This is a genomic window from Aminobacterium sp. UBA4908 (assembly GCF_002398115.1).
Lineage (GTDB): Bacteria > Synergistota > Synergistia > Synergistales > Aminobacteriaceae > Aminobacterium > Aminobacterium mobile.
On record NZ_DHCG01000003.1, the window covers coordinates 1 to 11699 of the forward strand.

General features: G+C 40.5%; 13 protein-coding genes and 3 tRNA genes. All 16 read left to right on the plus strand.

Translation table 11 applies throughout. The features are described from left to right. Positions 1–267: 267 nt before the first annotated feature. The gene (locus tag B4J50_RS03975; protein WP_286953949.1) at positions 268–1803 is read left to right on the plus strand and encodes a GspE/PulE family protein; all 1536 of its coding nucleotides are present in this window, start codon (positions 268–270) and stop codon (positions 1801–1803) included. An 18-nt stretch (positions 1804–1821) separates the two neighbouring features. Then, positions 1822–3024: a type II secretion system F family protein gene (locus tag B4J50_RS03980; protein ID WP_286846729.1), complete on the plus strand. Its 1203-nt coding sequence runs from the start codon at positions 1822–1824 to the stop codon at positions 3022–3024. A gap of 33 nt (positions 3025–3057) precedes the next feature. Next, positions 3058–3516: a type II secretion system protein gene (locus B4J50_RS03985; RefSeq protein WP_286846727.1), complete on the plus strand. Its 459-nt coding sequence runs from the start codon at positions 3058–3060 to the stop codon at positions 3514–3516. Then, positions 3492–3854 carry a hypothetical protein gene (locus B4J50_RS03990; protein ID WP_286846725.1) on the plus strand — a complete coding sequence of 121 codons (363 nt, stop codon included), beginning with the start codon at positions 3492–3494 and terminating at the stop codon, positions 3852–3854. Before B4J50_RS03985 ends, B4J50_RS03990 begins: the two co-directional genes overlap by 25 nt. Then, on the plus strand, positions 3820–4686 hold the full coding sequence (locus tag B4J50_RS03995; RefSeq protein WP_286846722.1) for a hypothetical protein: 867 nt from the start codon (positions 3820–3822) through the stop codon (positions 4684–4686). The genes B4J50_RS03990 and B4J50_RS03995 overlap by 35 nt, the downstream gene beginning before the upstream one ends. A gap of 5 nt (positions 4687–4691) precedes the next feature. Beyond that, positions 4692–5159 (plus strand): hypothetical protein, encoded by a 468-nt coding sequence (locus B4J50_RS04000; protein ID WP_286846720.1) that lies wholly within the window; start codon positions 4692–4694, stop codon positions 5157–5159. A 306-nt stretch (positions 5160–5465) separates the two neighbouring features. Further along, complete coding sequence (locus tag B4J50_RS04005; protein ID WP_286846718.1) at positions 5466–6065, plus strand: hypothetical protein; 600 nt, start codon at positions 5466–5468, stop codon at positions 6063–6065. Positions 6066–6211: 146 nt separating this feature from the next. After that, positions 6212–6607: a hypothetical protein gene (locus B4J50_RS04010; protein ID WP_286846716.1), complete on the plus strand. Its 396-nt coding sequence runs from the start codon at positions 6212–6214 to the stop codon at positions 6605–6607. Then, positions 6604–7122, plus strand: coding sequence for a hypothetical protein (locus B4J50_RS04015; protein ID WP_286846715.1), 519 nt, complete (start codon positions 6604–6606; stop codon positions 7120–7122). The genes B4J50_RS04010 and B4J50_RS04015 overlap by 4 nt, the downstream gene beginning before the upstream one ends. Continuing rightward, positions 7106–7681 (plus strand): hypothetical protein, encoded by a 576-nt coding sequence (locus B4J50_RS04020; protein ID WP_286846713.1) that lies wholly within the window; start codon positions 7106–7108, stop codon positions 7679–7681. Before B4J50_RS04015 ends, B4J50_RS04020 begins: the two co-directional genes overlap by 17 nt. Before the next feature lie 29 nt (positions 7682–7710). Further along, positions 7711–9312, plus strand: a complete 1602-nt coding sequence (locus B4J50_RS04025) for a hypothetical protein (RefSeq protein ID WP_286846710.1) — start codon at positions 7711–7713, stop codon at positions 9310–9312. 37 nt (positions 9313–9349) lie between these two features. After that, a tRNA-Leu gene (locus B4J50_RS04030) sits at positions 9350–9438 on the plus strand. A gap of 41 nt (positions 9439–9479) precedes the next feature. Beyond that, positions 9480–9556: transfer RNA gene (locus B4J50_RS04035), tRNA-Met, on the plus strand. Between the two features lie 8 nt (positions 9557–9564). Further along, positions 9565–9641 (plus strand) — tRNA-Met (locus B4J50_RS04040). Positions 9642–9715: 74 nt separating this feature from the next. Further along, positions 9716–11128 carry a tRNA lysidine(34) synthetase TilS gene (gene tilS, locus B4J50_RS04045; protein ID WP_286846707.1) on the plus strand — a complete coding sequence of 471 codons (1413 nt, stop codon included), beginning with the start codon at positions 9716–9718 and terminating at the stop codon, positions 11126–11128. Position 11129: 1 nt separating this feature from the next. Then, the gene (gene hpt, locus B4J50_RS04050; protein ID WP_286846704.1) at positions 11130–11666 is read left to right on the plus strand and encodes a hypoxanthine phosphoribosyltransferase; all 537 of its coding nucleotides are present in this window, start codon (positions 11130–11132) and stop codon (positions 11664–11666) included. The last annotated feature ends 33 nt before the right edge of the window (positions 11667–11699 follow it).

The following is an 11699-nucleotide window of genomic DNA, read 5'->3' on the forward strand; positions in this document are numbered from 1 at the left end:
TGCCTTACATTCTGGAATGATAGAGAACTGACAAAAAGCGTGTAAAGAAACGAAAAGAACAGAAAGAGTATTTCCCTTCACTGAAACGATCATTATATAAGTACTACTTCCCTTAAGTCTTTCTATTCCATATTTTCTTTATAGAAAATAATCTCTTAATATGTTATTCTTTATTATATTATTTATAGCTTTTCTATATCTTTCTTTACACGTGGTGATATTGTGTTTTTAGATGAGAGAACATGGAAAAACTTTTCTGCTTTTCTTTTGAAAGACGAAGTGACAGGACCTCTTATTAAGAATAATTATGAAAAATATCGTCGTACATCTTTTCCTATTGCCGAGTTTTTACATCTTTCGCCAGGATTAGAAGATCGTCTTCTTGCTCTCATGCGAATGTTTACGCAGCTTCCTATTGTATTTTTGCCTCTTTCCCCTCCTAATAAAGAGGCGTTGGCTTTTTTTACTATGGAACAGATAGAACGGTTAGACATTCTTCCTCTCTCATGTATTCCTGAAAAAAATGAACTTCAAATAGCTCTTTTTGACCCTTTTAACGCAGATAAACTCCGTTATATACATAATGCGACCCATATGAACCTTAAACTTTTTCTAGCTCCTCTCTCCCAGATCCGCAAAATCGTTTATGGCCTCCAAGGTAATAAAGAAGGGGAAGTAAGCTTATCATCTCCTAACTCAGTTGTATGTTTTGTAGATTCTATTATCGAAAAAGCTTTAACATGTAGAGCCTCTGATATACATGTAGAACCTTTCGCAGATTTTAGCCGTATCCGTTATAGAGTTGATGGATGTTGCTACCCTACGTATGTCTTTTCTCCTGATTTTCATCCATCTGTGATTTCTCGAATAAAGTTGCTTGCATCTATGGATATAGCAGAAAAGAGACTTCCTCAAGATGGCCGTTTTTGTCTCCATCCATCTCTGTCTATGCCTATAGATGTCAGAGTTTCTTCTTTACCGACGCTCTACGGAGAAAAATTAGTTCTTCGCCTCCTGGACCCATCGGCATCTCCTGAGAATATTGAAAAATTAGGACTTGGCAGTAGTGAGCTCGATCAACTAAGAAATATTCTCAATAAAGGAGAAGGAATGTTCCTTGTTACAGGACCTACTGGGAGTGGAAAATCAACAACTTTGCACGCTTTAATTGACGAAATGAATGCCGATGTTCTGAATATAACAACTGTGGAAGATCCTGTAGAACGTACACATGAAGGTGTAACACAAGTACAGGTAGACGAAAAAACAGGTCGTTCTTTTCATTCTGTTTTGCGCTCAATTCTGCGACAAGATCCTGACGTTATTATGGTCGGCGAGATTCGGGATCCTGAAACAGCGCAGCTCGCCATGAGAGCAGCACTTACGGGGCATTTCGTTTTATCTTCTCTTCACACGGAGGATGCAGCAAGTGCTCCTTTGCGCCTGATGGAAATGGGAGTTCCTCCATTTCTAGTTGTATCGGCTCTAAAAGCAGTTCTTTCTCAGCGACTGATACGTCTTCTTTGCCCTTATTGCAAAGCAGTTCTTTCTGATATAGGCGTGGGTAAAAAATACACAGCGAGAGGATGTCATTATTGTCAAGGGACTGGGTATAAAGGAAGGACTGGAGTTTTTGAACTCATGTTCATAACTCAAAATATACGTCGTCTTCTTTTGCAAGAAGAGCCAACGCAGTTACTTCGTGTTCAGGCTAAAAAAGAAGGAATGAAAACTTTAAGCGAGAATGCAATGGAAAAAGTGTATTTAGGAGAAACGTCTGTGGAAGAAATTTCTCTGCTTTAAAGGGAGGTTAAGAGAAAAGTGATTTTCCGGTACCGTGCTCGTTCGACTTCAAATGGAGAACGAATTTCGAGTGGCTCTATAAAAGCTTCATCAAAGAAAGACGCAGCACAAAAACTTCAAGCACAAGGCCTTATGCCTGTCTACTTGAGGCGACATGTATCAGCGGAACTTTTTTCTTTCCCTTCAAGAGGTAAACGCCGTCTTTCTTCTCGTTTCTTAGCGAGCTTTTTTTCTCAACTTTCCTCTATCCTGCAAGCAGGGGGAACTATATCATTAGCTCTTGTTGTAATAGAGCAAGAGTGCCCCAAAGCTTCTTTTATTCCGTTTATTAAAGATTTGAGAGTAAATTTAGAGAAGGGGTTGGCGTTCAGTGATAGCTTATATGAAAGTGCTTTTTTGCCTCCTGGAGTTGTTCCTATTGTAAAGGCCGGAGAAGAAAGTGGAAAACTTCCTAAAATGCTATCGCAATTGTCGCTTTTCTTTGAACAAAAAATTGATTTTCATCGGAAGCTTTTTACAGCATGGCTTTATCCCGCTTTTATAGGAATTTTAGCTTGTTTTGTCTTTGGAATTCTTTTTAATAAAGTCTTACCTGAAATAGAGGACTTTTTAAAAAGACTGAATATCCCTCTTCCTAAAATAACGAGGCTTATTATTTTTTTATCAGAGAGACGGAAATTTATAAGGCTATTAACGTTGATGTTTTTGGTATTTTCTGTGGTTATCTGGCACTATTTCAGAAAAGGGTTTCCCTTTGATCGTTTTAATTATCAGAGATGTTCTATCAGTTTTTTTAGAAAAAAATTTTTATTGGTTCGAAGCCTGTATATATTGGCAGCTCTTTTAGAGGCGGGAATGCCCTTGTTAAAAGCTATTCACTTGACAGGAAATGCTACCGGTCATGAGGGAGTCCAAAGAATCTGGGAGGAAGTGGCTCAGAAACTTGGTCAGGGAGTACCCCTGGGGAGAGCTTTTCGAGAGCACTCTTTTTTCCCTTCTGCTTTTGCTCCTCTGGTTTCTTTAGGGGAACAGACAGGCACTCTGCAATGGGTGATTCAAAAAGAAGCAGAACAAAATAAGAAGAGCCTCGCTACAGATTTCAAGAGGGTTGAAGTCCTTATGGAGCCTGTCCTTACACTTGTAATCGGCATTTTTGTTCTCTTTATGGTTGTAGCTCTGTTTATGCCTCTTATGAGAGCTGTGCATAGCCTTGTGTTGTAACAAATTTATAGGGAAAGGAGCGAAAATAACAAAGTGAAAGGATTTAAAGGAAAAACAGAGGGGTTTTCGTTAATAGAACTGCTTGTGGTTCTCATGATCATGGGGCTCTTATCAGGGGGGTTAATGATTGCAGCTTCTCGGGCTATGGCTTCTGCGGAGGCGGTTCGAATTATATCTGATTTGAGGTCTATTAAAGTTGCTTATCTCATGTTTTCTATGGAAGAAGATGCAGAAATTAATGATCCATCTACTTTTGATATAACGTGCCTCGAAACGTATCTTGATAGAAAAATTCAGGCCGAATCTTTTTCTTTGTATGGAAATGAGGAAAAACTTTTTATAGGTTGCGGTCCCATAAAAAAGAAAGTTTCTCGGTATATAGAACAACGGGCGGAAGAAAATGGACTATATGGCTCATCCAGCTCTTCGGAAGAGCCCCAAACACCCTATGTAAGTGGTGAAGAACCTTGGGTATGGATAAGGGTTATGTAACTGAAGACGAGAAAAAGTCTGAAGGTTTTATCTTTGTCGAAGCCTTAATAGGTCTTTTAATAGGTTCTCTTCTTTTAACAAGTGTGTTTTATACCCTTACCAATATTATGGCTTTCATTTCTCGAAACCATAAATCTTTCGTTGGTTGCTGGGCTGCTCATTACGTAGCGGAATATGGCTGGGATGAGGACAACTTTTCCTCTCCAGATTTAGGCTTTTGGATTGAGAAGAAGCTTGTAAATTCTTGCAATATCATAGTTTCAGTTTTTTCTTGCTCATTTGTAGAAGGGGACCTGAAAAATCATGAAAAAATTTATGAACTTTCAATCTGGAGATAGAAGGAAATATTATGGTTTATGTCTTCCGGAAGTTCTTATGGCCCTCTTCGTAGGAGCGATGGTAAGCACAGCTTTATTATGGGGCTGGCGAGGAATGTCTGATTGTGTGTCTCTTATGGTTTTGGAAAGAAAAACGCAAGTAAAAACAGCTCATGCTATAGCTCTTTTAATGCCTAAAGTTCTCAATGGAGCCTTGGGGATTCCTGGAGTGCCAGAAGAGTACCAAAAGACCTTTAGTGATATACCAGCTCTTGGAGCATGGAGAAAGCCAGTAACTATTGTTCCGAACAATAGAGCTCAGAACCTTGGCATTGACTGGGGAGATGAGCTTCGAATAGTTTATGCCGTCCCTACTGCCAATAAAGTACAGTCAGTTTTTCCAGAAAAACAAGAGGTGGTTCTCTCTGTTCCTCCTTCACCTAATAAGCTTAGAGGAACGACAGGAAAAGCAGGAAAAACTTTTAATTGGGTGATTTTCCCAGGAGCTTCTCGCCCTTTGCGATTGAAGGGGATACGGGGAAGAATATTACAATTATCCGAATTGAGTGAAGATGTTGCAAGTATCCCAGTTGGTGCTTCCTTACATTTGCTTAGAGCTGCCAAAATATATGTAAAGATGGGACCAAGTGGAGGTCCAGAGCTATATTGTCACGATGTTACATATCAAAACTCGCAACCAGTGGTAAGCGGCATAGAAAAAGCATCTTTTGCTTATAACGAGGAGAAAGGAGTTCTAGAAGTTTGCTTTTTAGTAAAGCACAAAAAAAAGAGCCAAGAAGTAAACACTGCCTTTCGACTACGCAATATGCCTCTAAAAGCGGAGGATTCGTAGTAATAGTGATATTAATCTCTTTGGCTTATTTTTCCATGTTAATCCCTTGGTTCTATTCTTTCCTGGAAGACAATCTATGGATGACTGATGTTGTGGATATCTGGGTAAAACTTTATCACAGCTCTCTTTTTGGAGTCTATCAAGGAATTCACTGGATCAAAACATATCATCAACAAGGGAAAGAATGGATTTTTTATGCTAGGAAAGAAGGGGTACCTCCTTATAATTTGTTACCCCCTGAATATGAAATTTTGAATCTTAATGGAGTAGAGGTACAAGTTGTAGCTTTGGATTGTGGTGTTTATTACGAAGATCGGGAAAAATGGATGCCTCCATATTTCAGATCATCTCAGGATGATCGATATATATGGTTTTGTTCTAAAGGGAGGAAGGGATCAACAGCTATAAAGGTGGAGTGTCTAGTGCATTACCCTACCTGTAGAAGTATCTATTGGTCTTTTGGAAACCTTTAAAGAGAGGTGATTTTTTTGTGGAACTTCCCTTGGGGGAAAAAATGGAAGAAAATTCCCCTCACTGGGGTTTCTATAGAGAAACGGGTGGTTCGATATATTCATCTAGACTGGGAAAAAGGGCAGTTGCATGTTAAGCAAGCATTAAAGTTGCCATCCCCAAAGGAAAAGAATATTTTTGATCGGACACAGGATTGGCTCTCTCTTTTCTTGTCCTTGAAAAAGGAATCGTTTCTACCGCTGAATCCGTTAATGAACATAAGTTTTATGCTAAAGGAAACGGCTTTGCATACTTTGTGTTTCCCTTTAATGTCTCATAAAGAATTGCGAGAGGCTTTTAAATGGGAGTTTCAACGAATTTTTGGGATGGGCTTAGATGATACGTGTAGAGACAGTGTTGCTCTAGAGCTGTCCGATGGGCGGAAGGGGCAACATTGTTTTCTTACTGCGGCTATAAAGAAATGTCATGTTTTGAAACTTATGAAACTTTTAAAAAAATCTCGAATAGGTGCAGCCTGCCTTGAACCTCCTCAAATAAGTCTTTTGCGAGCCTTTAAAGGGGTCGATTCTTTAGAGAGAGAGCCAATGATGCTTGCTTTTCGAGATGAAGAAGAAATAACGTCTCTTATCATTTCTGAAAATGAAGATATACGAAGTGCTATTCTCCCTTTAAAAGAAACAGTGGAACAGATCCACATGGAAGTAGCTCTGTGCGAAAAAGATATTCAAAATCTTTCGGGACAATACTGGCTTAGGGGGTGCAAAGACATGAAGAATGAAATTACGCAAATTCTTCCTTCGTTTATACCAGCACTATCTCCATGGAAGAAATGGAAAATAGAAAAAAATGGGTTTGATTTAGATGGTTTTGAAGTCGCAGTGGGCGTAGCGTTAAGGGATTTCTCATGAGTTTATCTATGGATTTGCTTCCATCTTATATAAAAGGCAGAAAAAGAGACCTCCTTAACAAATGGGAAGAAGGGATTATGTGGGGCGTGGTTGCATTTTTTACTTTTTCCTTGGGATTTGCCTTGCATAACGGAAAGAAATGTGGAATGAAAATGGAGGAAAATATAGGATACATGCAGAATAAAATAGCCCAGATGGCGATTTTGCAAAAAGAGTTAGATCATCAATATACGACATTATGTTCTGAATGTAAAAATTGGATCTCGTTTTTTCAACAATCAAGATTTTTCTTCGGGCGTTTTTTAGAGATTCTCACAAGCAATCTTCCCGATTCGGTTTTTCTTAAAGAAATTTCTTTTGACCAAAAGTCTGTTCTTTTGGTAGGAGAGGGTAGAGGTGATGAGATATTGTTGTGGAGAGATTCTCTTTCTGAGTTTTTTCCTTCAGAAGAGATATGCTGCCCTCTCCTCTCGTGGGAAGGTGATTTTGCTCTGTTTAAAATGAAAATAACCCAGAGCAAGAGATGCGAGCGATCTCATTGAAGAAAAGTTCACTGTATCTGCGTTTTTTCAAGGGGACATGGGGAGTATTTATTCTCGTCTGTTTCTTTATTTTATGTTGCATGGTTGTGAGACAAAAAACAGCGAGGACGCGATTGCTACAAGTAAGCCTTCAAAAGCAACGAGTAGAGGAAAAGGTTGCGTGTTTAATGCAGCAAGTCTCTCTTTACGAAAAAATCTTAAAGCAAGTTGAAGAAAAATATAAAAGAGATACAGCTTCTTCCCCGAGCCCGAGAAAGAGACTTTATGATCTGGCAAAAAAATGTGGGTTGACTATTGCAAGGTTTTACGAAGATCAGAAGGAACCGAATCTTGTACGTATGGAATGTAGAGGGCTCTACTCTCAGTGTGTCGATTTTATTAAAGAAAGCGAAAAACTTTATGGCTTAGCACATTTACAGCAAGGGGAACTATATCCCTGTCGAGAAGAAGTTTTTTTACACATTTCATTTGATATAAGAAAGATAGGTGAAAAACAAAGTGACAGTAAAATATAGTCTATGGAAATTTTTATCTCTACTCAGTCTTCTTAGTGGTTCTTTTGTTTTTTTATATTTAGGTTATATCTGGTTCCCCCAAAATGTCGCAGTTTATGGTGATGTGATGGAATCAAAAAAGGCTCAGATTCCTCAATGTAACGAAAATTCACATGAAGACGAGCAGTATATAAAAACTCTCGCTACTTTTCTTCGTTGCGAAGTAGAAAGTAAAGGGAATAGAGAGCAACTTTTTGCACTCCCACGAAAACTATCCCCATTTATAAGCTCTCGAAGAGAATCTTTAGAAAAACGAAAGGAAGAGGAAGCTTCTCATCCTCTTATGCGCATCTCTGGCGTTCTACTGGGGGAGGGGGGGAATTTATCCCTCGTGGATATGTTGTCTAGCGGAGAAGAGGGCACCATTGTAAGAGAAAAAGAAGTGCTAGGAGACCAAAAGGTAGTGTTCCGTCATATCTCCATAGATAATGTGGAATTAGAGGTAGGGGGGCAGCATTCATTTGTGGCGATAGGGGAAAAATGGGAAAATTCTTCTTTTCAAGGTGCTGAGGGTCATTGATATTATTAAAAAAAGAATATGTTTCTTTCATGAAAAAATCTATCTTTTTTATTTTTGTTTGTATCTGTACAAGTAGTGTGGCTTGGTGTGAAGATTTCCCTACTATGCTTGGGGTTAAAGTTAAACAGATAGGGGATCAGAAGGTTTGTATGGAAGTATCGGGTATTTCCTTACCATTTCCAGAGATACGTAACAGTGGAGAAGGAGAAAGTCTATTGAAATGGCCAGGAGTCTTTCTCCCTGCAAAAAAGTGGGAGAAAGACTATCCTTTCCCTCTATTGTTTTCAGTTCGGGCCTGGGAAGAAAATGGCCATACTTTTATGAATTTATTACACGAAGATGGCATGCACATTTCCCTCAAGGATGGGGGGAATGGTAAAAAGCATATTTCTTTTGTAAAAATATTACAAAAGGAGAGGGGGCCTCTTATACAGAAAAGAAAAGAAATTACAAATTTTTCTGAGTACTCGAAACCTATCTCACTCTCTTTAAGAGAAGTGAGACTTACGGATGTTTTTCGTCTTTTTGCGGAGTTTTGGGGTGTGAATTTGCTCCTCGATGATTCTGTTCCTCAGAAGAATATAACCCTTACTCTTAAAAATCTTCCTGCCGATGTAGCTTTCGGATATATATTAAAGACTCAAGGTCTTCGCTTTGCTACTCTCGGTGATACAACTCTATGGATTGGGTCCTCTGAGGATCTTGGTAAAAAACTGGGGATGGCCAGAACAAAAGCGTATCATTTAGCCTATAGCGATGTAGTTCAGGTCAGGAACATAATTATGCGTCTTACAGGTTTACGTAAAGTAGTTGAAGATAAAAGAAGGAACTTTCTTTACATTACGGCGGTAGAAGATGATCTTTTAAAGGTTGAAGAGTTGCTTTCAGTTATTGATCATCCTGGGAAACAGGTCATGATTGAAGCTCGAATAGTAGAGGTGTCTGACCGAGCGGGGGAAGAAGTCGCTTCATGTATTGACTCAATTTATCGTCATTGGCTTTTAGAGTATCAAGGCGGAGGCAGCCCCGGAAAGGTAAGGTATCAGTACAGCTCTGGAGAAAAGGATTCTCCTGTAGTAGAAACTTTAACAGGTACTATGAGGAAACTTGATGCTCTTCTATCTATGTTAGAAAAAGAAGAGAAAGGACATGTTCTGGCCGAGCCATCGGTTATTGCTGTAGAGGGAACTAAGGCGAAAATTCGTCTTGTTCAGAAGTATCCCTATGTTTCTGTCCGCGACGAAGCTGGCAATCCTTCTTATGTTTCCGAAGAAGTGGGGCCTCAGTTGGAAATGACCCCTTTCATAGGAAGAGATCAGATAGTTACAATAGATTTAGCTATTCGAACGGGGGAAGTCTTGTCATGGCGAGAGGGAGCAAGGGGAGAAACCTACCCAGAAACGAGTACCCGAGAGGTTGAAACTACTGTTCGGATTCGTGACGGAGAGCCTTTTGTCATAGGGGGTCTTTTTAAGGAACAGAAACGGGAAAATCATTATAAAGTTCCAGTTTTGGGAGACGTGCCTTTTCTAGGGACAATGTTTGCTTCTCATAACACGGAGAAGGAAAAAAATGAGGTAATTGTGATTGTCATTCCACATATTCTTCATGTTTCTAATTCCGCCCCTTGACTAAACTGGGAGTCCTCCTTATAATGTCTGAGTGCTGGCCGGGCTGGCGGAATAGGTAGACGCACGGGACTTAAAATCCTGGGGACCGAAAAGTCCGTGCGGGTTCGAGTCCCGCGTCCGGCACCATAAAAGAATTCGTCGAGTTTTTATTTTAGGTAAAACTACATCGCGGGGTGGAGCAGTCAGGAAGCTCGTCGGGCTCATAACCCGAAGGTCGCAGGTTCAAATCCTGCCCCCGCAACCATTTTTTTAGGCGGTGTAGCTCAGATGGCTAGAGCATGCGGTTCATACCCGCAGTGTCACTGGTTCGATTCCAGTCACCGCCACCAATATTTAAAGATAACAGGCGGGAGCCATGTCTCCCGCCGTTTTTGTTTCACCTCGTATTAGTGGAGGTGGAGTGATGAATGGTGTGAAAAGCGTAGACAAAGATCTTCCCTTCGAAATGTCCTTATCATATTTACGTCGCCGCTTTTGGGCTATAGCCCAAAAGCAAGGCTGGGCAGATAAAAAAGGCCCGGCAGTGGTCGCTGTCTCAGGCGGTAGCGACTCCGTGGCCCTCCTGTGGTTTTTTGTTCAATTTTGGCCTTATGAAGTTATCGTAGCCCATTTGGAACATGGAATTCGAGATCAGAGCTCTCTAGATGATGCGGTTTTTGTCCGCCATCTAGGAGAGGGGTGGGGTTGTCGAGTATGTATAGAACATTCTTCTGTGCCAGATCTTCTTCGCAAGGGAGAATCTGTAGAGGAGGGAGCTCGAAGGATCCGCTACGATTTTTTAAGACGTGTGGCTCAAAAACATAATGCCGTAATAATAGCACTAGGCCACACGGCTAATGATGTAGCAGAGACGGTTCTTTTTAATATATGCCGAGGGACAGGCCCGTCTGGACTTGTGGGAATTCCAGAAGTGCGTGGTCTTTTTGTTCGGCCCCTCATAAATTGGTGGCGTGACGAATTAAGAGAGCTTATATCTTCTCGAGGAATTTCCTGGAGAGAAGATATAACGAACGTTGACGTTACTTATACAAGGAATCGAATTCGCCTCGAAATCCTACCTCTTTTGGAACGAACAGTAAATTCAGCTACTCGAAAGCATCTAGTAGCGTTGGCAAAAGATATGCAGGAGTATAGAACGGAAGAGGAGGAAACCGGACAGGCTCTTTTGTTAGAAGGAAGACGGGATTTCCCACTAGCCCAATATGCGGCGGATGTTTCTTTTGCTCGTTCTTTATCGAAACGAGATCTGGCCTGGTTTATCCGTGCAGTAGGTCGAGATCTTCGCCTTAAAGCTCTTCCAAGGCATCGTCTCACAAATCTCATTGATACTATCAAAAAATCTGGACGATGGCTTTTCCAGTGGGAAAAAGAAAGTTTTGTATATTGTGGATCTGATTTTATAGTATGGATAAATCCTAAAGTCCTGTATAATACTCTCGCTGAAGATCAAGAAATTCTCCTAGAAGGAGAGGGTTGTAGTTTCAGATGGGGAAGATGGAGTGTGGAATGGGAGAAGGTTCGTTCTTTACCCCCGATCAAAAAATATCCTCTTTCTTCTAGATGTGTTATATATTCTTTACAAGAGGGCAAAAAATTTCGTATTACTACTGTCTCCGCTATCAGTGCCACTCTCTCTAAAGAAGAACGGAAAGCTATTCCGTGGTGGCTCTTTGATTTCTGGCCTGTTTTAGAAGGTCCTGGCGGATGGCGTTGGATACCACAATGGGGGGCTTCACATAATGTCGTGAAAGAAGAAGGCCCCTGGATCATTTTTAAGCTGACGCTTCTGGCTTCAGCCCTGGAAGGGGAACGGTAGAATGAACTATGTAGTGTCGGAAGTGCTCCTGTCGAAGGATACCATATCGAAAAAGGTACAGGAGCTTGGGGAACAGATCGCTCAAGATTATGCTGGAGAAGATTTGGTAACAGTGGGGATATTGAAAGGAGCCGTTGTTTTCCTTTCTGATCTCGTTCGTCATATTGGAAATAATGTGAATGTTATTATGGATTTTATGGCAGTATCTTCCTACGGGGACTCCACGAAAACCTGTGGTGTTGTTAAAATAAACAAGGATATTGATACGAGCATTAAAGGGAAACATGTTCTTATCGTAGAAGACATTGTAGATACGGGCCTAACTCTTTCTTACCTCATTCGATTGATGAAGGAGCGTCATCCTAAAAGTGTTCGTGTGTGTGTTCTTCTTGATAAGATGGAGCGGCGTAAAGTTCCAGTGTCAGTAGATTATAAGGGATTTGATATTCCAGATGAATTCGTGGTAGGGTATGGGTTAGATTATGCTGGCAAATGGAGAAATCTTCCTTCAATCCACGTTGTGGATGTACAAGAATAGCCCTATAGAGGGCAATTTACTGAGAGGCGGCGA